We start from the raw sequence: 24,944 nt of genomic DNA on the forward strand, positions 1-24,944 counted from the left end.
CCAACTTAATAACATTGTGCTTACACAACATCTTTTTATTTTATAACCAATAAGAACTAATTCACTTTTCCTTTAAGAATTTCTTAAATTGAGATATGCAGTATTAATTAGAACTTTTATAAAATAAATAAGCTTTTTAAGTACCACAAAAAGTTCTATAATTACAGGCAGATTTTTTTGGCAATGTAGTATACTCAATCTGATCTATAGAGTAATCATAAGGTTTGGATATAACACTAAGAAGTTTTTCCATTACACTGTAATCTTCTTGTTTTTCAGCTGCTTCTAGTGCTTCTTCTACTCTATGATTACGCGGAATTACTGCTGGATTAGAATTTTTCATAAGTTTTTGAACGTAATCCTTTGATTCCATCTGTCTACTAAGTCTTTCCTGCCATTTCTTATACCACTTATCAAAATCCTCACTTTTGAACATTTCCGTATTTGAAAATTCATGAAGTGTTAATTCCCTAAAAGTATTTGTATAATCTGCACCATACTTATACATAATACTAAGTAGTTCTTTAATAAGCTGATTATCCTTCGGCTCCTCATTAAATATTCCTAGCTTTTGTCTCATTCCTAATTCATAATTATTTTGATACAATTCTGTAAAATTTGAAAGTGCATTTTCTGCTAATTGAATAGCTTTTTCCTTATCATTATTAAGTAATGGTAATAAAGTTTCAGCAAATCGCGCAAGATTCCATGCAGCAATATATGGCTGATTACCATAAGCATATCTACCCTCACTATCAATTGAACTAAAAACAGTTGCAGGATCATAGTTATCCATGAAGGCACAAGGACCATAGTCAATAGTTTCTCCACTTATAGACACATTATCTGTATTCATAACACCGTGAACAAAGCCCACTAGCTGCCATTTAGCTATTAATAAAGCTTGACGTTTGATAACTTCTTGAAGTAAAAAAAGATATTTATTTTCATGATTTACCTCATTATAAAAATGTCTCTTTAATGTATAATCAGCTAATGCTTTTAGCTCTTCAACTTTACACCATTCTCTAGCATATTGAAAAGTTCCTACTCTAATATGACTGGCTGCAATGCGAGTCAAAACTGCACCTTTTAAAATATTTTCACGAAACACTGACTCTCCTGTAGTTACAACTGCTAAACTTCTAGTTGTTGGAATTCCTAGGCCATGCATTGCTTCACTGATTATATATTCGCGTAGCATTGGTCCAAGGGCTGCTTTGCCGTCACCTCGCCTAGAATAACTAGTTCTTCCTGAACCCTTAAGCTGTATATCAAAACGTTCACCCAACGGAGTAATTTGCTCTCCAAGTAATACAGCGCGCCCATCTCCCAACATATTAAAATACCCATATTGATGGCCCCCATAAGCTTGCGCGATAGGATGTGCACCTTCAGGTAAAGTGTTTCCAGCAAACACTTCAATATTTTCTGTAGTTTTTTCGTTCAAACCTAATGATAAAGCAAGAGAATGATTAAAAATTATTAATTTAGGTGATGGAACATTATCAGGACTTTGCTTTGTAAAAAACACATCCGGTAATCTAGCATAACTATTATCAAAGTTCCAACCTATATTTATTTTAGTTTTTGTCATATCCATAATCTCTTCCCCCTTCTATCTTTTGATTAAATATTGAGTTTAATATAGCTTAATAATAACCTTTTATTCTCATTAAATAAACATATATTATTATTTAAATATATTTATATTTTTAAAGGTTTATATTAATATATTTGAATATTTTTATAGATTAATATATTTATAGATTAATATATTTATAGGAAACTTGAGGGTTTAGAAGAATTCACTTCAGAATACAGAATCATATTATAACTAGTAATATATTGAATGTTCTATCATAAATCACATAGCCTTAAAATAATATATTGTTTTATATTCTAGGAAGTCCTTTAACTGGTTTATGTCTCTTTCTATTTGCTCCTGGATTTTGTGTATTTGATGCATTTGATGCTTGATTTTCATCTTCCTTTGTAATAAATTTGTAATTTGTCATTTTTATCACCTCAATTTTAGTTTTGACTTTTTCCTAGTTTTTATACACTTTAGATCAAAAGTGTATACGACACGTTTATTTTCTTTTTTCACAACATTTTTTATTCTTTTCATTATTATCTTCAGCCAATTCACTAGAAAACTCTGTTGATAACATTGATTTATGTAGCTTTCTATTTACAAAATTATTTCTTCTATTTCCTTTTTCTAAATTTCCGAAAGCTTTCATACCTGCATAAATCATTGAAAATAGTACTACCAATATAATTCCAGTTATAAGACCAGATGCTTGGTCAGCAATAAGCGGCATACTAAAAATAATAATAATCATACTTATTAAACCGATCCAAGACATATAGGGAAATCCAGGCATTTGACACTTTCCATTTGGAGGACATCCATTTCTTTTGCGAAAGCGTATATGAGTGGCCATAATCACTGCATATGTAAAAAGTAAAGAAAATCCACTAGCACTAATTAAGAATAAGTAGATCCTGGGAAATAATAAGCCAAACCATAGTCCTAAAAGCATTGAAATCCCTGAAAATATTATTGCCTTATAAGGAACATCCTTTTTATCCTTTAGGAGCCTTGGAGCATAGCCTTCATCAGCAAGAGATCTAAGCATTCTAGCAATTCCAAACATTGATGCAAGTGATGCAGAAAGTATAGCTGTGATTAATACAAGATTTATAATATTACCAGCCCAGGTTATTCCCCATCTGTTAAGTGCAGCTACCATAGGACTTATACTTTCATTAAGTTCTGTTGTAGGAATTAATGGGAGTAGCATTATAATAGAAAGTATATAGAAGCCTACAAGACTTATAACAGTATAATTAATTGCTTTAGGAATAGTTACAGTTGGGTCTTTTGCTTCTGAAGCTGCCAGTCCTATTATCTCAAAACCTGCATAAGCAAATACCACTATAAGCATACTTCCAGCAATCCCACTTATACCTGCTGGCATTAAAGGTTCTCTTACTAATTCTCCAACTCCAATTGCTGTTCTTCCAGGAATCAACCCTGTAATTAATAAAAATGCCATGATTATAAAAGAAATTATAGCTATTAATTTTATCGCCGAAAGACCACTTGCTATCTTACTTAGCTTATCAGCTCCCAAAAGATTTATTAATGTTACACCAGTTATAATTAGGCTTCCATTTACAGGTATTGATATATTTGCAAACCATTCATTTAATAAAATCGAAACTGCTGTAGCTTCACTTGACATTGAAAGAATCATTCCAATCCAGTAAATCCAACCAACGACAAATCCTGTTCCCTTACCAAAAGTCTGAGATGCAAAAGTCATAAATGATCCTGAGTCAGGATTCGCTACAGTCATTTCCGATAAAGCATAAAGTATAAAATACACCAAGAAACCTCCTAGTATATAGGATATTAAAATTGCTGGTCCAGCAGCATTAATGGCTACTGATGAACCTAGAAAAAATGAACCTCCTATTACGCTTCCTAATGCCATCATTGAAAGCTGCCAAGCAGATAATCCTTCTTTTTTATTCTTCATAATATTCTCCTCCGTTTTATATATCCATTAAAATATTAATTAATAAGATATAATTTGAATAACTCCTAGAATATTATTCCTCAAAATTTAAAATGCATTCATTAAACTAATACAAAATTCAATTCTTTATTATTGCAATTCTAATAATCAAAACCATCAAAAGCAGGATAAGCCTCTTCACCATGTTCAGCTAAATCAAGTCCATCAGCTTCAACCGAACTCTCAACTCTTATATCCATAAATAGTTTCATAACTTTTATAATAAAAAACGTCATTACTCCAGAAAAAAATACTGTTATTATAATTCCAAATAATTGAGCTATAAAGAGCTTATTATCTCCAAAGAAAAGTCCATTCCATTTAATTGACGGATTAATAGTTTTCTGTGCAAATAAACCAGTTGCAATTCCCCCGAAAATCCCTCCTATTCCATTACAACCAAAAGCATCAAGTACATCATCATATCCTAATTTAAATTTAACTATTCCAATAAATAAATACGAAATTGGAGCTATTATTGTTCCTATTAGAATAGCTGAATTAATTGAAACATAGCCAGCTCCTGGTGTGATCGCGACTAATCCAACAATTGCGCCTGTTACAGCTCCAAGGATTGTTGGCTTTCCTTGCTTAATTTTTTCAATTAACATCCATGAAAGCATTGCTGAAGCAGCTGAAATATTTGTTACGACAAAAGCATGCACTGCAAGATCTCCTGCACTCAATGCACTGCCAGCATTAAATCCAAACCATCCAAACCAAATCAACCCTGTTCCAACAACTACCATTGGCATATTGCACGGTCTATATGCTACTTTGCCATAATCCTTCCTCTTACCTAGCATAATGCATGCGATAAGTCCAGATATACCTGCACTAATATGAACCACATTTCCTCCTGCAAAATCAAGGCTTCCAAAAGAGTTAATTAATCCACCGTTACTCCACACCATATGAACCATTGGATAGTACACCAAAAGTAACCATGCTAAAATAAATATAAATAATGCTGAAAATCTCATTCTTTCAACTAACGCACCAGTCATAAGTGCAGGAGCACTTATTGCAAACATCATTTGAAATGATGAAAAAAGCAGTGCTGGAATAGTTGGCGCATATGTTGAAGTGGTATTTTCCACTCCTATCATTCCCCAAAAGGTCATTCCACCAATAACTCCATGTATATCTTCTCCAAAAGATAATGAATATCCAATAATAACCCACATAACTGATGATAAACCGCAAATGAATAGTGAAGACATTATTGTATTTAAAATATTTTTTCGTCTAACCATACCACCATAAAACAAAGCAAGTCCTGGTGTCATCAAGAATACAAGTGCTGAACAAATTATTACAAAGGCAGTGTCTCCAATATTAATTTTCATAAGTTCCCTCACTCCTTTTATAGAAATTTATCGTTATATAAATTCTAATTAATATGACCAATCCCAATTTAAGAAACCATCAAATAGATCCTCAATTAATTGAACCTTGTCAATTGATAACTTGGATATGTATTACTTCAATAAGAACAAAAGTGGCTGCTCCACGCAATTTACTTTGTCAATTAATGAATGAGTAATGATGAATAATTTCTTAAAATGATTTCTATGCAGCATAGCTGCTTTTTTATAGGTGTATATTTTCTGAAAAGATGTAGGCTTTTCTTCCTTAATCATTCACCATTAATCTTTGATAACCCTTAATTTCATCATCTTTTCCACTTTCTAAAATTCTATACTTTCATAATTATTAAAAAAGTGCTTGAAAAACATACCTTAAGATATATCTTTCAAACACCTTTGTTTTTTTAAGTATATTTTCTTATATTCTTTTTGTCAATTAATGAATTAATAAATATGAATGATGAATGATTTCATATGCAGCATAGCTGCTTTTTTATAGGTGTATACGTCCTTAGATTATTGCTAATAACACTTCGCATTTTATAGAAATCGCTTTCTATTTTTTATTCCTTATATATTGACACATAATTCACATTGTAATAACATATTCATAGAAAGCGTTTTCTATTTTTTATAAGGATGGTGTATATTATGTTTGGATTTCTATCAATATTACTTGCTTCATTTACTCAAGGTATCACAGGTTTTGGTTTTGCATTAATAGCTGTTCCTCTTCTCTCATTTTTTATACCAGAACTTAAAGACATCACACCAATAATAGTCATTTATAGCCTATTAACAAATATTATTCTTCTATACAAATTAAGACACTCTATAGCTTTTAAAAAGATTATTCTTATGATTATATTTGCAATGATTTCTACGCCTTTAGGAACTTTCCTACTACTATATATAAATGTTAAAATACTAAAGATTATGGTTGGTATAGTAATTTTCATTAACGCTCTCGCAATGTTTAATGATTTCAAAATCAAAATACAAAATGAAAAAATATCTTATGGCTTAGTTGGTATTTTAAGCGGAATCTTAAATGGTAGCGCAGGTCTTAGTGGTCCGCCTATCGTTTTATTTTTGACTAATCAAAATGTATCTAAAGACGTATTTAGAGCAAATCTCTCCTTTTTTGGCTTTATAACTAATATATTTACAATTATACTTTTTGCCTTTGAAGGAATTATTAATCAATCAATACTAAATTTTACAATTATTTATTTTCCTGCCCTTATAATTGGAGTGTTATTTGGTATAAAAGCCTCTTCTAAAATCAATGAACTTAAATTTAGAAAACTCACAATTTATTTGATTTTAGCATTAGGCTTATATACTGTTGCAGTATCAATAATAAAATAGTATTAGTTATTGATCTTGTATTATTTTCTATAATGACAGCTTGGTATAATTTTTTAGTGTGAAAATTATGCCAAGCTGTCATTATTATATTGTAACAAAACTGTAATATAAAAAAGTTATTATGTTTTTATACTTAAACATGACTAAGGAGTTTTTATATGCTAGATTTAACTAAAAAAACAATATATATGATACTTATTTCCTTTATTGGTCTTTTTATAGGTTCATCATTTTTTATTAGAGCAAAGTATAATTCTTTTGTTTATGGTGATAAACCTATACTTCAAAATCAAGAAATCGGTATTTTTCTCTTAATAGCCGTAATTTTGATTATTTTAAGTATAGCTTTATATAAATTGTCTTTAAAACTTAATAGATTTAGTAAAAAAATCATAATTCCAGTAGTACTTATCTTTAGTTTTTCTATCCAAATTGTAATTATATTTTTATTTACAAAATTACCCGAGGCTGATTCTAAAACCGTATTATCAATAGCATTAAACATGCTTTATAAATATAATTATTCAGCCTTTCAGGCAAAAGGATATCTTTATATGTTTCCTTTTAACTTTTCTACAGTTTTATACTTAGAAACGTTATTATCCATCTTTCCTAATAACTATTTAATAATAAAAATTTTTAATATATTATTTACTCTTATTACATCTTTAATGATTTATTTAATATATAGAGAATTAAATTATAAATCAAAAAGTAATGATTATGGTGTGCTAATATTTGCAGCAACGTATATACCTTCATTACTTATGTGCAATTATATATACAATGATATTATAGCAACAACACTTCTTACCTCGGCAGTGTATTGCATCATAAAGTTTATAAAAGAAAAATCAATTAAATATATTATAATTTCCTCGATTCTTTTATCAATAGGAAACTATTTTAGAGGAATAGGTGCAATTTTTCTAATTGCTGGCTTAATATACATACTTATAAATATAAAAGAAATTGGAATTAATAAAGTATTAACAGCTTTTTGTATACTCCTTGCTTTATTTAATCTTCCAGCTTGGACTGAAGATGCTATTTTAAAGTCAAATGGTATTGTCAGTGAATCCATTAATAAAAATTCAGCTCCAATATATATGTGGCTAAATATGGGCCTTAATCAAGATACTTTAGGCTATTGGGATAATATGAAAAGCTATAATATTTATCAAAGAAACGCTAATTATAATAAAGAAAAAAGTTCAGAATTGTTTAAGAACGAGATAGAAAAAAAGTTGTCCAATACATCTCTTCCTAACTTAGCAAAGTTTTACTACGAAAAAGTTTTATGGACCTGGACTGAAGGAACATATCAAATTGAAACCTTTGGTATAGGTAATTCTGCAGCAACCAATTCTAGACAAAAAATGAATAGATATAATCAACAATATAGCTATCCCACTTTTGCAACAGAATTATTTAAAGGCGATTCAATATATAGAAGTGGTTTAAATTGGATTTTATATGTAATGAATTTTCTAATGTATTGTTTAATCCTTATAAAATTAGTATTAGGAATGAAATCTAAAAAATTCAATGAAGTTTTTTTAAGCTTAATAATCTTAGGGTTCATAGGTTTTTATATTTTATGGGAAATTAAATCTAGATATATTTATCCAGTATATCCTTTATTAATAGTGTTATCTTATATGGGCTTCAAAGATACATATGACTTAATTTCAATTAGAAATTTTAAACAATCAATCTCGCAATTACTTAGAAAGGAACTTTAAATATATGCGTAAAATAATACTTTACCTCATTCTAATCACATTATTGATTATTAGTTCTACATTTTTAGTTTCTTGTAATGCAATTACAGCTCAAAATATAAATTTTGATTCTTCTAATATAAAAGATGATTTTGGCATAGATGAAATTCCTGAAATCCACGATAATCCAGAAACTGATAATAAACCTGACATAAAAAATAAATCTTCCATAGCTTTTTATTCAAATGAATTTGATGCAGTTTCTCCAAACATTGACGAAGATTTTAGTATTCATGGTGAACCTCATCAAAATAATATATCATCTTCTGCAAAAAAATAGATGGATAAGCTCCATCTATTCTTTATCTAAAAATTATAATATCATTTATATTTCTATAGTTGCTTGTCAATGCAACCACAATCCTCTATATTGTTATCACCTTCATAATGGGTTTTTTTCAATTTTTCATGATCAATTTTCCTCATCGTAATATAATATGCACCAGCAAGTGGAATACAAGCACCAATCCATGCTAAGGGACTTGCTAAAGATACTCCTAAAAAACCAAATGGCTTAGCTAACATAATTGCAGCAAAGGTTCTCATAAGTAACTCCATGATTCCTGCAACTGTTGGGATAAAGCTTTGACCAAGCCCTTGAAGAGTGTACCTATATATAAAAAGTAGTGAAAGTATAAAGTAAAAAATTCCATTTGCTGTCAAGTAAACTTGAGATAACGATATTACCTCTGTTTGGTCAGACCCAACAAAAATTGAAGTTAGTATATGTCCTGCAAATATATTTATAAGTCCTACAATAATACTAAATGACACTGAAATAAAAATGCATTTTCTTACCCCTTGTTTTATTCTTTCAAATTTTTCTGCCCCATAATTTTGTGCAGTATATGTAGCCATTGTGATTCCAAAGGACATCATTGGTTGAATTGCAATAGTGTCAATTTTTTGAGCTGCAGTATATGCTGCAACAGATACAGCTCCAAGACTATTTAGTGCAAATTGGACTGCAATTGCACCAATTGCTATTATAGAAGCTTGAAATCCCATTGGCAAAGACATTCTTACATGCTCTAAAAAAACATCCCTTGATAACTTTATATCACTTTTTTTCAATCTAAGTATTGGTAAATTTCTTTTTATATACCATATGCATAATAAAGCTGAAACTCCTTGAGCAATAACTGTTGCAAGTGCAGCTCCACTTACCCCCATTTTAAATATTAAAATAAAACCAAATTCTAAAACAATATTTAAAATACAAGCTATTATCAGGTAAATTAAAGGTGTTTTACTATCCCCTAAAGCTCTGATAATATTTGAGAAAAAATTAAAAAACATCGATGCAATAATCCCAAGAAATATGATAAACACAAAATTATAAGCATCATCAATAATTTCTGTAGGTGTATTCATTGCTACTAATATAGGCCTAGCTAAAATAGTACTAATCGTAGTAAGAATTATTGTCACTATCATACTTATTACTATACCTGTAAAATAACTTTCTTTTATCGCCTTTTTATCGCCAGCACCAAATTTCTGAGCTGTAATAATTGAAAGTCCTGAGGTTAATCCTTGAGCAAATCCTAATATTAAAAACATTATGCTTCCTGTACATCCAACAGCTGCTAAAGCATTAATACCTATAGTACGACCAACAATAAACGTATCAGCTATATTATAAAATTGTTGAAAGATATTACCTATTAATAATGGCACTGTAAATAACAATATTAACTTGGCAGGATTACCTTTTGTCAAATTTCTAGTCCCAGCCACTTAACTTCCCCCTTAAATCATTTTTTAACTTTGTAACGGAAATAATTTTTCGTATCTTATACATTCTATATCTTTCGTCCCCATTTTGTCCACTTCAAAACTTGATTTTTTTGTATTTATCGACTTAATTCTTTTGCTGCCTTCCTTGCATACATATCACAAAGGGAATTTTCAAAATGATCTGAATGCCCCTTTACCCATTGAAATTCAATATATTTATCATTGCAGGCTTCGTCAAAACTAAGCCATTTTTCTATATTTTTTGGTGGCTCGCCATTGACGGTTTTAAAGCCATTAAATTTCCAAATAGGCAACCATTCTGTTAACCCCTTTCTTACATATTGACTATCTGTAATTATTCTCAATCTTTTGATATCTTTTAATATTTTCAGAGCTTTTATTGCTGCTTCAAGTTCAGCTTGACAGCTGCCAATTTTATCTACTTTTTCAGTATATAAATTATATTTTCCTTCTAAATCTTCTATTATAAAAGCATAACCACCATATTCTTTTTTTTCAAGATAACTAGCATCTGTGAATATCTTATAAATTTTTTTATCAACCTTATGTTCCTCTATTGCATAACTTTTGTAATTATTATTCCTTTTATCTAAAACTAGAATTTTACTTCTATCATTAAAAGCTGCTACATCTTTGCCATCACTTAAAACAAATTTAACAGCAAATCCCACAAAATATGTATCCCTTCGTTTGTTGTGAAGCATCTTTCTAAGTTGATATTCATTAATTTTTAGATAATCTGTTAGAATATTATCACTTAAAAACTGCAATTCCTTTTTAATTGTATTAAATTCTATAACAGAAGATTCTAAATCCCTACTTATTTTAATTTTATAATTATCATCTTTAGCATCAATTATTTCCATTGTAAAAAGTATCATTTTCATAAAACTACCCTCTTGTTTCTTTTAATTTGTCTATCCATTATTAACTCCTTATGATTTATTTTATAATTTTAAAAACTACAATAAATTCATAAAGTAAAAATATCGTAATAATAAGTATTGTTCCATAAATTAGTATACCTTTCCACCAAAGCTTCCATTGTTCTTTAATAAATAAAATCCGATTAGTATGATTCACAAATTTATGTATCCAAACTCGCTTCCACCATGCAAGAATTGAAAATATAGCTAATACTGCAAATAGAAATATAGAAAAATTTAAATCTTCAACTAGTCCATTGCCTGTTATGCTCAAAACTATATATCCAGGCAGTCTTCCTAATATTGAGATGATAACCAACGTAGAAATTTTAATTGTAGTTAAGCCTGCAATAAAAGAAATAATATCATCTGGAAATGCTGGTAATAGAAATATTAAGAAAAATATTAATGGTCCTTGTTCCTTTGTTAAATGATCAAACTTATTTAAGAATTTTTCACTAACAAATCTATTTACAAATGGTCTGCCTAATCTTCTCGTTATGATAAAAATAATTGTAAATCCAATAGTTGAGCCTATTATTGTATAAATAACTCCTAAAACTGGTCCAAATAAAATTCCTCCTATTAAACCAATTACTTGGCCTGGTATAGGTGCTATAATAACCTGAATAATCTGCATTAGTATATAAATTAATGGTGCAAAAGCACCTGCACCACTTATTATTTTTCTAGCTTTATCTGGACTACTAAAAGCTGTAAGAAACGGCCATGAGAAATATATAACACTTCCAAAGAAAATAATTAAAATAGTAATCAACAGAATAATCTTTTGAAATTTATATTTTGAAGATTTCATTAATATTAACACCTCCAAACTTTATTTAATGTTTTTAAAATTATACTAATCCCCTTTCAATCATCTTAATCTAAAAAAAGAACCTAGTAAAGCTTTGAATGCTTTCTAGGTTCTTCAAACTTATATTATTTTATACTTTGATTTAATTAATAACAACAAACTATCTTAGAATATCCTGTGTAAATACATCTAAGTCTACATTACCATTAATTCCATCAATATATCCTTGATCTGTATATTGATGTCCTGCTCTATTACTCCAAATATTATTTGCTGGTAAATTAAATATTCCTTTAGAATAATTTGCTTCCCATAAAGTATATTTAGATAACCTGTTGTCTAAATTATTAATAAAATTAGAATATGTATATATACACACATCCATATTACTTAATCTCTTAAATTCATTTATAAATCTAATTGTATAATCCATAACATCAAACCCACTACTTTCAACGTCTAATACAGGTTTCAAGTCATTTTGCTTATCTTTAATTTTATTATAAAAATTTTGTGCTTGAGTTTCAGGAGAGCTTGTCCCAACTAAAAAATGATAAAAGCCAGTTTTTAAGCCTGCACTTTTAGCTCCATTATAGTAAGTTCCTAAATAATTATCTACATAAGTTGTTCCTTCAGTAGCTTTTATGTATACAAATTGAATACCAGCCGACTTGACTTTTGCAAAATCTATATCTCCATTGTAGTGGCTAATATCAATTCCTTTATACTTACTTCCTGGAATCGTTCCCGGATTTCCTGGTCCAATTTTTTTCCCATCTGGTCCAAGTTTGAATCCATCGCTTGTAGTAGTATTTGTAAGCATTTTTCCTGTTCGAGTATCTAAATAATAGTAATCAGTTCCAACATTAACCCAACCTGTTGCCATTGCACCACTATCTTTTAAATAATACCATGTATCACCAAGATTTATCCAGCCTTTAGCCATAGCACCTGTATCATATAAATAGTACCAATCCCCATTATCAAAAATCCATCCGCTGCTCATACTTCCGCTACTACTAAAATAATACCAATGATTACTTAACTGTACCCAACCTTTGGCCATTGAACCATTACCATAAAACATATAAATCTTATTATCTATTTTATTAAGTCCAGTTATCATAGCTCCAGAATCATTTAAATAGTACCAAATATTATTTAATTGCTTCCACCCTGAAACCATACTTCCTGATGCATTTAAATAATACCATGTTCCATTATAGTTCAACCAGCCTGTTGCCATTTTACCATCACCATTTAAATAATACCAATTATTATCTGGATTAATCCATCCAGTTGCTCTTGTATTATTAGATTTATAGTAGTACCAATATCCATTTTCCCTTTTCCAACCAATAGTTGATGTAACATTAATAACATTAGTCTTATTAGCACTATTAGTAACATATTGCGAAATGACACTTAAGGCTTCTGGCTTAGTTTCTGGTACTCCTGGATTAGGAATAGCACTAGATGCTTGAGTAGCAGTTGTCATAGAATCACTAGTTGCAGCTTGTACCCCTATCATTTGTCCTAAACTTAACATAATTGCAAAAGCTAAAACAAATATAGTTATTTTCTTTTTCATTTTCACAGGAATCCTTCTCCTTTTTTCTTTAGTAATTTCATAATAAATTGTATTTATCGAACCCTCCTTATTGTGTATATCCCATTTATATTATATAAGCGTCAACCTTTGTAAACAATAAATTAACCATGGGAATTATGGATTTTTTTGTATGTAATAATAATTATTTATTGATAATTGTTGAAATTTTCTAAATATTCTAGTATAATTAGTATTAACATACAAGTAAGGAGTGATGTTAAATGAATAAATTATTAATTAAAACTTATGCTAAGAAAATTTTCGAATTTCTAATCTTTGGACGAGAATATAGAACTCCTGAATATGCTTATGTTCGTGTAAATCAAAATCCTAAGAGAAACATATATGATGATAGATTTCAAAGATAAATTCATATATTAAATTTAAATAGTGATGTTTTTTAGCTAAATATATAATTTTTGTAAAAAAGAAGCATACCATATTTTATGTATGCTTCTTTTTTACATTTATTTAATAATCTGCTTTATTCCACAACTTATAAATAATTTAAATAGTCGTTTCATTTACTTTTTAAAGAGTTGGATACTATTATATTCTGAAACCATCCTATCAATATAAAAATAAAGACGTGCTTGAATATCTTCATCATCATCTGGACCAACCAGGCCTGGCTTAGCATCTAATTCTCCTGAATCAAATGTTTTATTATTTACCATGTTGACTATGTTATTAACAAAACTATGATATGCCTGTACAAATTCTTTAAATCCAGAAGTATGGGTTGTTCCACCTTTTATATCTTGCTTTTGGAAATCTAAATAGGCCTTATTATAATCATCCAAAAGCTTTTTATATTCATCTAAATTCATGCTAAATAAATTTTTATTGGTAATATTATTATCAATAAAATATCTATAAAGTTCTTCAGATTTAATAAGCATATTTAAAGTATGGTATGAATCCATATCTTCACTATCCTCATATTTTTTTAATTCACTCTGCATATGTTCAATGGATACCTTATCAAACTTTTTATTAAAATTGCTATAGATCTCATCATATTCCTTTACGTAGTTGTAAAACTCTTTATGTAATTGCTCTTTTGTTTTATCATTTTTCTTTCCATACTCTTCGTTACCACCATAAGCATAATAAATTTCGCTAATTAAATCATAAACTTTTTGTGTTGCATCAGCCAATTTAATTACATATTCATCAATTTCAATTTTAGGATTTGAATTTGCAGCTTTTTTTACTTTTTCTATATTATCGTATTTTTGCTTCAAAATTGGTCCCATATCAACTTTATTTGGATTATACTTATGTTTTAGGATTTCACTATTACCTTTACTCTTAAAATATAAATCAATAGATTGATTATAACAATCAACGATATCATTATTGAATTCTACATAACATTGGTATTTCTTATCATATTCAGCATCAGAATTTTTGCCATTATTACTGCTAACATTTTTAGCTTCAGAGCTTTTATAATTACTTTCACTTTTATTGACCTTTCTGCCATTATCATTTTGAAATAAAGCAATAGCTATAGCTACTAATAAAAATGAACAAAAATAGAATATCAAAAGTCTTTTTTTCTTTTTTGCGAATTCTATTTTTTTATCATCAACTTCCGTATTAATATCATCAACATTTTTATATCCTATATCACTTCTATGTAATAATCTATAATCAGGATGATTATCTAAAAACCATTTCTTAAGTTCAGGTTTCTTATAAATTAAATCATCAATTTCTTCACAGTTTAGCTGTGATCTTTTCTCACGTTCCTTTAATGCTATTTTTTTAGCTATAATATTAAATATAAAACCAATAATAAACATAACAATACTTAGAATAACACTAAAAATAATAATTGATAATAAATTAGATTCTCCTGTTTTGTTGTTCTCACCTATTGCCTTGATTAATTGGACAATAAAAGTCACAGGTATTATCTTCCCAAATATATTAAATACTCCTCCTGTTATTGAAAATGTAGTAGCTATTTTACTTTCTTCATATGTTTTATAGTTAAAACTAACATGCATTATTTCCCACTCCTCAACTTTCCCCACAATATTTGTATTATACTATTTTTTAACTAAATAGGTAAAGTCTAATAATACTTTTATATTTGCTTTCTGTATTAATTTTGTATATATTAGAGAAAATAGAAACAATTAATACAAACTTTGTCTGAAGGGAGCTGTAAATTATGTCCACCAGAAAACATTTATTTAAATTTTTACTAATTACGTTAATAGCAATGATATTTAATTTAGCTATATGGTATTACATGGGCCGTGATAGCGCCTTAGAATTTCTTGGAGGATATATTATTGAGCTTAGTCTTAGCGTTGATAACTTATTTCTCTTTTTACTGATATTCTCAAGCTTTGGAATCAGTTCAAAATATCAAAAAAGAGTATTAAGTTATGGTATATTTGGAGCTATTATATTAAGATTTATATTTGTTATATTAGGGATTGCTATTATAAATACCTTCAAATGGGTCTTATATGTGTTTGGAGTCCTGCTCATTATTAGTGGTATAAAAATAATGATTAATAAAGAAGAAGATGTATCCTTTGAAAATAGTAAATTAATAAAACTTTTAAAGAAAATGGTTCCAGTTACTAAGGAACTTCACGACGAAAAATTCTTTGTTAAAATTAATAATGTTCTTCATGTAACTCCTTTATTTGCTTTGCTATTTTTAATTGAAGGTTCTGATTTACTTTTTGCCATAGATTCAATACCTGCTATCTTTGCAATAACAACAAATGCTTTCATAGTATATACCTCAAATATTTTTGCTATATTAGGGCTTAGAAATTTATATTTTATTCTTGAAAAGCTTCACAGTACTTTTGAATATGTAAAGTATGGAGTTGGATTAATACTTATATTCACAGGTATAAAACTTGGAATATCATTTAAATATCATATATCAGTTGGAATTTCACTTGCTGTGATTATTTCGATACTTATACTTAGTGTATTAGTTAGTGTATTAGTATCTATAATAATTAATAAGAAAAAGCAGAAGTAAATATTGTATATTGAAAAAAGAGCCAAAAGTTGTTTGATTAATGCTATCATTAATCAAACAACTTTTCTTTCTTGCTTACAAAGTTAACGCCACTCCTTAAGACTATTCTAAATAATATATTATATTCCCCTTATCAAAACGAGATTAAATGGATTTTTCACTGATAATGAATTTCATTTACATTTTCAAAATCATCTGCTATATTATTGTTAAGAATAATTTTATTGTGATAAGTCTTTATTAAAAAAATAATTCTCACAAATAATTTAGGAAGCAATATTAATACATGCCAGAAAGGATAAAAAATAATGTTGAACCAAGAAATGTATCATGACATAATTGAAGCATTGGCTGCAGCATTAGATGCAAAGGATGTTTATACAGCAGGCCACTCTACAAGAGTTGGTAATATGGCCTATGAATTAGGTAAGAAATTAAAACTAGATGATTACACTTTACAAATGATCCATATAGCTGGTCACTTACATGATATTGGGAAAATAGGTGTTCCTGATAATGTACTTAATAAAAAAGGTAAACTTGACGAACATGAATGGATGCAAATGAAAATGCATTCTGAAATAGGATATAATATATTAAAAAATACGAATAGTTTAAAAGAAATTGCTAGAATAGTTTTATATCATCATGAAAAATGGAATGGAACTGGATATCCATCTAAACTTTCTAAAAATGAAATTCCATTAGGTTCTAGAATAATAACCCTTTGTGATTCAATTGATGCTATGAGAAGCAAAAGACCTTATAAGCAAGTAATAAGTAATATTGATTGTTATAATGAAATATTAAAAAATAAAGAAATAATGTATGATCCTAAAATAACTGATTGCTTAATTGAAAATTGGAATGTTATTGTAACACCCCAATACTCATAAAATATATATTAATTATTTATAAATATTTCTTGACAAAAGTTCTCAATTAGTATATTCTCTAATTGAGAATGATTTTCATTTTATTTTATACAATTCTAAAAGTTTTCCTCTACTTTAATTAATAAAAAAAATTAAAATGGAAACAATAAGAATATGTAGAAAATTTTTCAGCATAAAAATAACTTGGCGGTGATATAAAAATGGGATATTTAGATTTTCACAACAAATTAAATTCATTAGAAGATAAAGAATATATTGAAACTTTTTTGGTCTACAATGTGTCTTTGATAATTGCAGGAGTTAAACCAGCTGTTACAATAACATTGAAAAAGAATAAGCACAAATTATATAATAGTTGGAAAAGTTTTGGGCATTCATTTATAAAAGATATTAACTTAAACTATATTGAATTAAGAAATGATTCCACTGCACTTATTATTATGATTTATGAAGAATCCTTACTAGAAAAATATTTAAATTATGAGCAAAATCAAGATTTTTTAATTAATCTAGGCTATTCTAAAAATTCTTCTATTGATACTTATGTTAATACACTAAAATCAAGATATGCTCAATATCATTGTCCTCACGAACTTGGGTTATTCCTCGGAATACCTATTAAAGACGTCAAAGATTTTATGGAATGTGAACCCAAAAAATGTTTATTATGCGGTTACTGGAAAGTATATAACGACAGTAATAGAGCAAAAATAATTTTTAACAACTATGATAAAATAAAAGAATATACAATAAAAACTATGCTTAAAGGAAACTCATCGCACGACCTAGCTTTAAGCATAAAGAGCTCCTTTAATAAAAAAGTACAGTATATATAATCCTCCAAATTATATATTTACTAGCCATAATTAGGATTTTCAGTCCACATACCTGAAAATTCACAAAATGAATACAAACAAACTATTTTAAATTTCCTTAATAATATACATTCCATAAAATTTATATAAAACCTTCCAAGAAGATATAAGTTATCATGATTCTTGCTTCTTGGAAGGTATTTTTTTATTCTATTACACTAATTCTCTCTTTATTTTTCCATTTAACAAATATTAATTCCGATGTAAAAAAAGCAGTAATAGGTATAATTAAAATAATTCCTATACCACAACACATTGACTGAAATACTTCTGAACAAAATACCTTTGCATTTATTATTGTTGCAAAAGAATAATTAAGTTGATTGAAATATATCATTAAAGTCATAAAACCACTTATATATGCAAAAAATAATGTATTTGTCATTGTTCCTAAAATATCTTTTCCTATATTCATGCCTGATTTAAATAATTCATGTTTTGATATAAGTGAATTATTCTTATAAATTTCATTCATAGCTGAAGATATTGATATAGATACATCAATAATCGCCCCTAACAATCCAATCAATATTTCACAGACAACTATTTTAGAAAAATCAATTTGAACATACAAAGAATAGAACGAAACCAGATCTATTTGTTCGTTACTAAAGCCTTGTATTTGTGCATTTATTCCCATTTTATATGTTGCAAGCATTACTATTAGTATTACTACTATAACAGATAGCAGCGACGCAAATGTTTTTTTATTAAACCCATTAATGAAAAATAAACTAAAAAAGCTAATAATCATTGCTCCTATAAAAGTAACTTTAATCGGATCAATTTTAGCACCGATTAGTATGAGCATAAAAAATAATGTACCAAAATTTAAAATTAATGTAAAGAAGGATTGTATTCCTCTTCCCCCACCAACAGCTGCCATAAGAATTAATAGTATTACTAGTAATATTAATATAATATTCATAACTTAAATTTCTCCCATATTATGATTTTTAAGAATTAAAATCGAAATATATATTGTGATAGGAATACTTAATACAATTCCAATACTTCCAACAATTGCTCTCATATATTCTAGCGATAGATCAATGCTGACTATATAGGTAATAGGTACACCATTTCTTAAAAATAACAATATAGTTGGTATACTGCCACTTAAATATGCAAAAACTAAGGTGTTAGACATAGTTCCCATAATGTCTTGTCCAATTTCTCTAGCAGATCTAACTATGACTCTTCTACTAGTATTAGGATTCTTATCATATAATTCCTTTACAGCCGAAGAAATTGAAATTGCAATATCCATTATTGCACCCAAGGTTCCTATAATTAACTCTATGAAAAATATTGTTTCTGGAGGCTGAGTAAGAAAATCCATTTCTTCAAAGTGGACCCCACTCCAATTATTTATTTTAATAACAACTCCTGCTATTATCATTGATATTAATGTTCCAGTTAAAGTTCCAACTATTGCTGCAAAACTTTTCTTGTTTCTACCACTAACTATAACAATAGAAAAAATTATAAAAAGTATGCTAGCTATTATTGAACATATCATTAAATAGTAACCCTTAGTGAACAATTCAGTTATAATAAGCAAAATAATAATATTCACAATTAAACTTGCTAAGGATCGAAGCCCTTTCTTTTGTCCAATTAATAGTATTAGAATAATAAATATGATCATTATTAACACAATATATTTATCTCGTTTAAATTCAGTTATTTTTACAGATGATATATTATGGTTATCATTATCAGTAATTGATAAAAAGACCTGATCATTTACCTTTAAATTAAGATCATTAACTTGTGAAAATGAAGCTATATTATCGGCTTCAACTACTTCCCCTTTATGATTTCCATTCATTATGATTGCTCTAATTTTTTGATTTTTCATTAATTCTATTTTTCCATCATCTGTCTTTTTATCAAATTCTTTTTCTTCTATTGAAATTACTTTACCTATTGGTTTATCATAGAAATTTTCATTATTAGATATAAAGAACAAACTTATTAAAGATATTATTATCAATATTGCACCAAGCACTAATTTCTTTTTACTAAATTTATTTATTTCAGTAGCCCTAAAATTGAATATATTCTTGATTAAATCTTTAGACATTTTCCACCTCGCTAATTTAATAATGCGTTCGCAAATTAACAATAAAATTTACATTTTAAAATTATACTCTTCTGATTTTATTTAATCAAATATAACTTCGTATTACTCTTTATAATCAAACAATAATTACTTTCAATTTTTAATAAAAAAAGTTAACCTTGCATTTTATACAAAATTAACTTTCCAATTACTTTATACTATTTTATTATTTTTTAGGAAACCTAAATCTTCCAAGAAGCTGCTTCTAATTGAATTTCAGCCATATGCTTATATATTGTTCCTTCTTTTACTAATTTATCTGGACTTCCTTGTTCCGCTACAATACCATCCTTTAAGACTACAATTTTATCCGCACCTGTTACTGTTCTCATTCTATGTGCAATAATAAGTACTGTTTTATTTTTAATGAGCCTTGATAATGCTTCTTGTATCATAGTTTCATTTTCAACATCTAGTGAAGCTGTTGCTTCATCTAATAATATAATAGGTGCATTCTTTAAAAAGGCTCTTGCAATTGATATTCTTTGACGTTCTCCACCTGAAAGTTCAGACCCATTTTCACCAATCATTGAATTCCATCCTTTTGGCAATTTTTCTACAAATTCATCACAATGAGCAAGTTTTGCTGCTTGTACTACTTCTTCATCTGTAGCATTTTTTCTTCCAATACGGATATTTTCCATAATAGTATTATTAAATAAAGTAACCTCTTGAAATACAATTGAATATAATCCCATTAATATTTCAGGATCAATTTTTGAAATATTCATACCTCCAACAGTAATTTTTCCTTTTTTAATATCCCAAAATCGCTCTGCTAATCTTGATACCGTAGTTTTTCCACCACCAGATGGTCCGATTAATGCAGTCACCTCTCCTTGTTTAGCTGTAAAGGATACATTTTTTAATACAGTTTCCTTATTATCATATGCAAATTCAACTTGGTCAAATACAATGTCATAGCCTTTATTTATGAGTGCTTCAACACCAGTCTGTACATCATGTTCAAGTATCTCATTCATACGTTCACACTGGATATTAGCTGCAATAATAGCTGCTAAATTCTGCAATGACATTTGCATAGGATCATATAATCTTGATACCAAAAGCAAAAACATAAAGAAAGTCAAAACATCCAAACTTCCATCAACAAGAAGCATTCCACCAGTAAGTGCAACAGTAGCTATTCCAAGCTTTAAAATCATTTGGGCTGATGCAACAAAAATAGCAGTTCCAAGTTCTGTAATTATTGAACGTTTTTCAACATTTTTAATTTTTATATCCAATTGACCCATATATGCTGCTTCTGCATTGTTTGCTTTCAAATCTCTAACAGATTCTAAACACTCTTGAATTCCATCTGCACAAGCCATTTTTACACCCATTTGTTTTTTTCCTAGTGTATATTGTACTTTTGATGAAAGTAAGACAATTATAAATGAAACAGGAAGCACCCATAAAGCTGCTATTGCCATACGCCAATCAAAAAAGAATAAGCTCACTGCAACTAAAAAGGTTGAAATAATAGAGCCTATAAGCTCTGGAATCCAATGAGAAGATGCAGTTTCCAGCGTAGAACAGTCAGCCATAATCGTACTTGTTAAATTCGCCAAATCCTTTTTTCCAAAGAAAGAAAGAGGAAGTTTTCTTAGTTTTTCAGCTAAGGATATTCTCCTAATCCCACTTTCTATGTATGTTGCTAAAAATGTTGCATTATACTGAAAATATGTTGTAATGAATATTAACACTAAACATACTGCAATACCAATTATATAGTAGGAGAGATTAATTCCTTCAATATTATTATGCATCAAATCTCCCACCAGATAATAAAGAAGTCCTACAGGCATCATTAACACAATATATGATAAAGTACAAGCGATGAATGCTTTTATCATGTCTTTTGCACCTTTTTCAGAAAGTGCATACTTATGTTGCAGTTTTTCAATTAATTTCACTTTTAACACCAACCTTCCATTTTACAGCACCATTATATTGGTTCCACATATGTGAATATAATCCCTCTTGTTGTATTAATTCTGAATGAGTTCCAAATTCACAGATACCTCCATCTTTTAAAACATAGATACAATCTGTTTCTATAACAGTAGAAAGTCTATGTGCTATCATAAATACTGTTTTTTCTTTTGATAAAATTGAGAACGCCTCTTGCACCTTTGCTTCATTATCTGGATCAGCAAAAGCTGTAGCTTCGTCCAGTATTAAAATAGGAGCATTTTTTAACATAGCTCTTGCAATAGAAATACGTTGCATCTCACCTCCTGAAAGGTAATTTCCTTTTGTTCCAATTATAGTATCAATTCCATCTGTCATTTTTTCTATAATATCCTCACACTGAGCATCTTTTAGTGCTTTTAATACTTCTTCCCTTGTGGCGTTTGGTTTGGCAAGTCTAACATTTTCCAAAATGGAAGTTTTCAAAAGTCTACTGTCTTGAAATACAAAGGATACTATATTCATCAATTCTTCTTTTGGAATATCCTTAACATTTACGTTTCCAATTAAAACTTCCCCACTATCTACATCCCAAAAACGAGCTATTACACTAGCTAAAGTTGTTTTCCCACCTCCGGAGGGACCAACAAAAGCTACATGCTCACCTGGATTAATTTTCAATGAAATTCGGTTTAAGGCATTTTCTTTTGCATCTTTATAGTGAAAGGACACATCCTTAAGTACCACTGAGTTATCTTTTGGATTTTTAGGTGCTTTGGTTTCTACTAATGGCTTTATATCCATTATGCTGTCAATACGCTCTAATGCATCCTCAACTATCATCATATTTTCACTAGAAAACATAATTTTATTTAATGTAACTGTTATAATAGGAGTAATTATAATATAGAACAAAAGATTTAATAAAAACTCATTTGTAACTCCATTCTGGGTAAAAACTAAAGCAACTCCTATTAATACAGCAAAAACTGAATTAATCGCTGTAGTATAAAATACCATTAGCATACGTAAATCCTTAGTATAAGAAATAACCCACTTTTCATAACTGTCTATGGAACTTTTAAATCGCTTAAAAGAAAATACAGACTGTCCAAAGGTTTTTACAACTGGTATACCACGAACATATTCAACTGCTTCATTTGACATCTGTTCTAAAGAATTTTGATATTCTTTCATTTTTTGCTTCATCTTGGTTCCAGTCATTGCTGACATAATAATAAAAGCAATCACAACAGGTATTAAACTTAGCATTCCAAGACGCCAATCAAATACCAAAAGCATAGCAAGCAGACCAATTGGAGTTGCTAAAGCACCTGCTCTATCAGGCAATTGGTGAGCTAAGTAAGTCTCAGTCGCTGCACTAGACTCATTTACAATTTTTCTAATCTTTCCACTTCCAACATCATCCATAAATCCTAAAGGTAAGGTGAGAATATGATGCATAGCTCTTGATCGCATATTAGCCTGAACACGAAAAGCCGCTATATGAGAGCACATTAAAGCTCCTATATAAATAACCATAGAACAAGCCGAAAAAACTACTGCCATCCAACCATAATATGATAGATTTTCAGCTGCACTGTAATTGGGTGAAACCTCCAATACATCTTTAATAATTTTCCATATATACACAAATGGTATTAATGCCAAAAGTGCACTTGCCCCAGACAATATCCACGAAGCTATTGTTAGATATTTAAATTTTCCGGCATATCCAAATAACTTTGACATACTAGATTCTTTTTTCATTTCAAAACCTCTCCTTTTATTTAAAACTGACCTATTTAAACTCTTTACAAGCAAGTTAGTTTCAACTAACCCGCACATATTTTTATCATATTTATCAAACCTTTATTAATTAGATTTAATATATTTAAATTTTATAGGTTGCCATATCTCCTTTCCTATATTCAGTTGGCTTCACTCCAAAAACCTCTTTAAAAGCCGCTGCAAATTTACTTTGATTTTCATATCCAACACTTGCTGATATATTCATAACAGTTTCATCAGTCTTCCTAAGCATCACTGCAGCATATTCCATTCGATAAGCCTTTATATATTTTGCAATACTTTTACCATACATAGCTTTAAAACAGTTCTTTAGTCCAATTTGACTCATGCTATATCTATCTGACAATTCTTTTAGAGTAAAATTCTTAGATAAATCGTTAATAATCTCATCATGAATATTTTTCACAAGTTCTGTTTGAGATTTTAAGTAATATTTGTTTTTAGCTTTATTTTCATTGGCGCAAGTCTCACTTAATAGCAAAAGAAGTTCTACGACTTTAATTTTCATATAATTATCTTTTGCCTTTTCCTCTAGGTCGGGTAAATTATTTAAATCTAAGAAAATTCTTTCGATCTTTCCTCCAACCCAGTTGATACAATTTCCAACTTTCCAAAAATACTTTTCTGTAGGAAATAACTTTTCTTTGAATTCATTTATATCCCCTAAAGCATAATTTAAAATTCCTGGCATAGAATAAGACAATTTATTAACATACAAATATATAGATATTCCTTTATATTTTGCAGCTGGTAATGTACTAACTACTGGAGGATATTTATCTACTAATCCTGCATGTAAATCACCGCTCCCCATATATACACATCCTCCACCTTCAAAGACACATTCTATATTTCCCTCATGACAATAACTAATTTCTATCATTTCATCTTGTATATCTTTTATATTTACCTTATTGGCGACTTCTACCAAATCCTTATTCTCAAAATCTTCATAACGAATAACTATTCCTGGTAAAACTTCAAATAAACAAATATCAATATTTTCTTCAATATAAATTTTTTTCAAACAAATTCACCTCTGATCTAGCTACATATTTTCTTA

21 protein-coding genes are annotated in these 24,944 nt (G+C 28.7%); 7 read left to right on the top strand and 14 right to left on the bottom strand.

All coding sequences use genetic code 11. The features are described 5' to 3' along the window. Positions 1 to 136: 136 nt before the first annotated feature. The 4 genes from CSPA_RS18845 to CSPA_RS18855 form a co-directional block, all read right to left on the bottom strand. Entirely contained in the window at positions 137 to 1,603 is a 1,467-nt protein-coding gene (locus CSPA_RS18845) for a protein adenylyltransferase SelO (RefSeq protein WP_015393953.1), read from the bottom strand. 292 nt (positions 1,604 to 1,895) lie between these two features. Next, positions 1,896 to 2,018 (bottom strand): hypothetical protein, encoded by a 123-nt coding sequence (locus tag CSPA_RS30810; protein WP_015393954.1) that lies wholly within the window; start codon positions 2,016 to 2,018, stop codon positions 1,896 to 1,898. 75 nt (positions 2,019 to 2,093) lie between these two features. Then, positions 2,094 to 3,551 carry an amino acid permease gene (locus tag CSPA_RS18850; RefSeq protein ID WP_015393955.1) on the bottom strand — a complete coding sequence of 486 codons (1,458 nt, stop codon included), beginning with the start codon at positions 3,549 to 3,551 and terminating at the stop codon, positions 2,094 to 2,096. Between the two features lie 140 nt (positions 3,552 to 3,691). Beyond that, positions 3,692 to 4,939, bottom strand: a complete 1,248-nt coding sequence (locus CSPA_RS18855; RefSeq protein ID WP_015393956.1) for an ammonium transporter — start codon at positions 4,937 to 4,939, stop codon at positions 3,692 to 3,694. 672 nt (positions 4,940 to 5,611) lie between these two features. Here CSPA_RS18855 and CSPA_RS18860 point away from each other — a divergent pair. From CSPA_RS18860 to CSPA_RS18870, 3 genes are all read left to right on the top strand, one after another. After that, positions 5,612 to 6,331, top strand: coding sequence for a sulfite exporter TauE/SafE family protein (locus CSPA_RS18860; protein ID WP_015393957.1), 720 nt, complete (start codon positions 5,612 to 5,614; stop codon positions 6,329 to 6,331). 158 nt (positions 6,332 to 6,489) lie between these two features. Next, positions 6,490 to 8,076 carry a glycosyltransferase family 39 protein gene (locus tag CSPA_RS18865; protein WP_015393958.1) on the top strand — a complete coding sequence of 529 codons (1,587 nt, stop codon included), beginning with the start codon at positions 6,490 to 6,492 and terminating at the stop codon, positions 8,074 to 8,076. A 43-nt stretch (positions 8,077 to 8,119) separates the two neighbouring features. After that, the gene (locus CSPA_RS18870) at positions 8,120 to 8,395 is read left to right on the top strand and encodes a hypothetical protein (RefSeq protein WP_241427059.1); all 276 of its coding nucleotides are present in this window, start codon (positions 8,120 to 8,122) and stop codon (positions 8,393 to 8,395) included. Between the two features lie 53 nt (positions 8,396 to 8,448). On the opposite strand, the gene CSPA_RS18875 is transcribed toward CSPA_RS18870, so the two are convergent. The 4 genes from CSPA_RS18875 to CSPA_RS18890 form a co-directional block, all read right to left on the bottom strand. Further along, entirely contained in the window at positions 8,449 to 9,855 is a 1,407-nt protein-coding gene (locus tag CSPA_RS18875) for an MATE family efflux transporter (protein WP_015393960.1), read from the bottom strand. 116 nt (positions 9,856 to 9,971) lie between these two features. Further along, positions 9,972 to 10,763, bottom strand: coding sequence for a ribonuclease H family protein (locus tag CSPA_RS18880; RefSeq protein WP_015393961.1), 792 nt, complete (start codon positions 10,761 to 10,763; stop codon positions 9,972 to 9,974). A 55-nt stretch (positions 10,764 to 10,818) separates the two neighbouring features. Further along, positions 10,819 to 11,619 (bottom strand): TVP38/TMEM64 family protein, encoded by an 801-nt coding sequence (locus CSPA_RS18885; RefSeq protein ID WP_015393962.1) that lies wholly within the window; start codon positions 11,617 to 11,619, stop codon positions 10,819 to 10,821. 160 nt (positions 11,620 to 11,779) lie between these two features. After that, positions 11,780 to 13,210 carry a GH25 family lysozyme gene (locus CSPA_RS18890; protein ID WP_015393963.1) on the bottom strand — a complete coding sequence of 477 codons (1,431 nt, stop codon included), beginning with the start codon at positions 13,208 to 13,210 and terminating at the stop codon, positions 11,780 to 11,782. Positions 13,211 to 13,452: 242 nt separating this feature from the next. Between CSPA_RS18890 and CSPA_RS30295 the strand changes: the two genes are divergently transcribed. Continuing rightward, complete coding sequence (locus CSPA_RS30295) at positions 13,453 to 13,599, top strand: hypothetical protein (RefSeq protein ID WP_015393964.1); 147 nt, start codon at positions 13,453 to 13,455, stop codon at positions 13,597 to 13,599. Positions 13,600 to 13,755: 156 nt separating this feature from the next. On the opposite strand, the gene CSPA_RS18895 is transcribed toward CSPA_RS30295, so the two are convergent. Then, positions 13,756 to 15,249 carry a YiiG family protein gene (locus CSPA_RS18895; protein WP_015393965.1) on the bottom strand — a complete coding sequence of 498 codons (1,494 nt, stop codon included), beginning with the start codon at positions 15,247 to 15,249 and terminating at the stop codon, positions 13,756 to 13,758. Positions 15,250 to 15,416: 167 nt separating this feature from the next. Between CSPA_RS18895 and CSPA_RS18900 the strand changes: the two genes are divergently transcribed. The 3 genes from CSPA_RS18900 to CSPA_RS18910 all read left to right on the top strand — a co-directional run bounded on the left by CSPA_RS18900 (position 15,417) and on the right by CSPA_RS18910 (position 17,985). Beyond that, positions 15,417 to 16,253, top strand: coding sequence for a TerC/Alx family metal homeostasis membrane protein (locus CSPA_RS18900; RefSeq protein ID WP_015393966.1), 837 nt, complete (start codon positions 15,417 to 15,419; stop codon positions 16,251 to 16,253). A 308-nt stretch (positions 16,254 to 16,561) separates the two neighbouring features. Further along, positions 16,562 to 17,149, top strand: coding sequence for an HD-GYP domain-containing protein (locus CSPA_RS18905; protein ID WP_015393967.1), 588 nt, complete (start codon positions 16,562 to 16,564; stop codon positions 17,147 to 17,149). Positions 17,150 to 17,349: 200 nt separating this feature from the next. Beyond that, a complete protein-coding gene (locus tag CSPA_RS18910) occupies positions 17,350 to 17,985 on the top strand; it encodes a DUF3793 family protein (protein ID WP_015393968.1) in 636 nt (211 codons plus the stop codon). A 184-nt stretch (positions 17,986 to 18,169) separates the two neighbouring features. On the opposite strand, the gene CSPA_RS18915 is transcribed toward CSPA_RS18910, so the two are convergent. The 5 genes from CSPA_RS18915 to CSPA_RS18935 form a co-directional block, all read right to left on the bottom strand. Beyond that, on the bottom strand, positions 18,170 to 18,952 hold the full coding sequence (locus CSPA_RS18915; RefSeq protein ID WP_015393969.1) for a YibE/F family protein: 783 nt from the start codon (positions 18,950 to 18,952) through the stop codon (positions 18,170 to 18,172). A gap of 3 nt (positions 18,953 to 18,955) precedes the next feature. Next, positions 18,956 to 20,113: a YibE/F family protein gene (locus CSPA_RS18920; RefSeq protein WP_015393970.1), complete on the bottom strand. Its 1,158-nt coding sequence runs from the start codon at positions 20,111 to 20,113 to the stop codon at positions 18,956 to 18,958. Between the two features lie 221 nt (positions 20,114 to 20,334). Next, positions 20,335 to 22,011, bottom strand: a complete 1,677-nt coding sequence (locus CSPA_RS18925; protein WP_173682171.1) for an ABC transporter ATP-binding protein — start codon at positions 22,009 to 22,011, stop codon at positions 20,335 to 20,337. Between the two features lie 46 nt (positions 22,012 to 22,057). Beyond that, positions 22,058 to 23,839 (bottom strand): ABC transporter ATP-binding protein, encoded by a 1,782-nt coding sequence (locus CSPA_RS18930; protein ID WP_015393972.1) that lies wholly within the window; start codon positions 23,837 to 23,839, stop codon positions 22,058 to 22,060. A gap of 124 nt (positions 23,840 to 23,963) precedes the next feature. Beyond that, positions 23,964 to 24,908 carry a helix-turn-helix domain-containing protein gene (locus CSPA_RS18935; protein ID WP_015393973.1) on the bottom strand — a complete coding sequence of 315 codons (945 nt, stop codon included), beginning with the start codon at positions 24,906 to 24,908 and terminating at the stop codon, positions 23,964 to 23,966. Positions 24,909 to 24,944 lie beyond the last annotated feature (36 nt).

Source organism: Clostridium saccharoperbutylacetonicum N1-4(HMT), from assembly GCF_000340885.1.
Taxonomy (GTDB): Bacteria; Bacillota; Clostridia; order Clostridiales; family Clostridiaceae; genus Clostridium; species Clostridium saccharoperbutylacetonicum.

What these genes read in the sequence shown, in the direction of transcription:
- CSPA_RS18855 (WP_015393956.1), bottom strand. Translation starts at nt 4,939, where the DNA reads ATGAAAATTAATATTGGAGACACTGCCTTTGTAATAATTTGTTCAGCA.
- CSPA_RS30810 (WP_015393954.1), bottom strand. Translation starts at nt 2,018, where the DNA reads ATGACAAATTACAAATTTATTACAAAGGAAGATGAAAATCAAGCATCA.
- CSPA_RS18895 (WP_015393965.1), bottom strand. Translation starts at nt 15,249, where the DNA reads ATGCATGTTAGTTTTAACTATAAAACATATGAAGAAAGTAAAATAGCT.
- CSPA_RS18880 (WP_015393961.1), bottom strand. Translation starts at nt 10,763, where the DNA reads ATGAAAATGATACTTTTTACAATGGAAATAATTGATGCTAAAGATGAT.
- CSPA_RS18865 (WP_015393958.1), top strand. Translation starts at nt 6,490, where the DNA reads ATGCTAGATTTAACTAAAAAAACAATATATATGATACTTATTTCCTTT.
- CSPA_RS18905 (WP_015393967.1), top strand. Translation starts at nt 16,562, where the DNA reads ATGTTGAACCAAGAAATGTATCATGACATAATTGAAGCATTGGCTGCA.
- CSPA_RS30295 (WP_015393964.1), top strand. Translation starts at nt 13,453, where the DNA reads ATGAATAAATTATTAATTAAAACTTATGCTAAGAAAATTTTCGAATTT.
- CSPA_RS18910 (WP_015393968.1), top strand. Translation starts at nt 17,350, where the DNA reads ATGGGATATTTAGATTTTCACAACAAATTAAATTCATTAGAAGATAAA.
- CSPA_RS18915 (WP_015393969.1), bottom strand. Translation starts at nt 18,952, where the DNA reads ATGAATATTATATTAATATTACTAGTAATACTATTAATTCTTATGGCA.
- CSPA_RS18850 (WP_015393955.1), bottom strand. Translation starts at nt 3,551, where the DNA reads ATGAAGAATAAAAAAGAAGGATTATCTGCTTGGCAGCTTTCAATGATG.
- CSPA_RS18890 (WP_015393963.1), bottom strand. Translation starts at nt 13,210, where the DNA reads ATGAAAAAGAAAATAACTATATTTGTTTTAGCTTTTGCAATTATGTTA.
- CSPA_RS18885 (WP_015393962.1), bottom strand. Translation starts at nt 11,619, where the DNA reads ATGAAATCTTCAAAATATAAATTTCAAAAGATTATTCTGTTGATTACT.
- CSPA_RS18900 (WP_015393966.1), top strand. Translation starts at nt 15,417, where the DNA reads ATGTCCACCAGAAAACATTTATTTAAATTTTTACTAATTACGTTAATA.
- CSPA_RS18860 (WP_015393957.1), top strand. Translation starts at nt 5,612, where the DNA reads ATGTTTGGATTTCTATCAATATTACTTGCTTCATTTACTCAAGGTATC.
- CSPA_RS18845 (WP_015393953.1), bottom strand. Translation starts at nt 1,603, where the DNA reads ATGGATATGACAAAAACTAAAATAAATATAGGTTGGAACTTTGATAAT.
- CSPA_RS18930 (WP_015393972.1), bottom strand. Translation starts at nt 23,839, where the DNA reads ATGAAAAAAGAATCTAGTATGTCAAAGTTATTTGGATATGCCGGAAAA.
- CSPA_RS18920 (WP_015393970.1), bottom strand. Translation starts at nt 20,113, where the DNA reads ATGTCTAAAGATTTAATCAAGAATATATTCAATTTTAGGGCTACTGAA.
- CSPA_RS18925 (WP_173682171.1), bottom strand. Translation starts at nt 22,011, where the DNA reads ATGATAAAAGCATTCATCGCTTGTACTTTATCATATATTGTGTTAATG.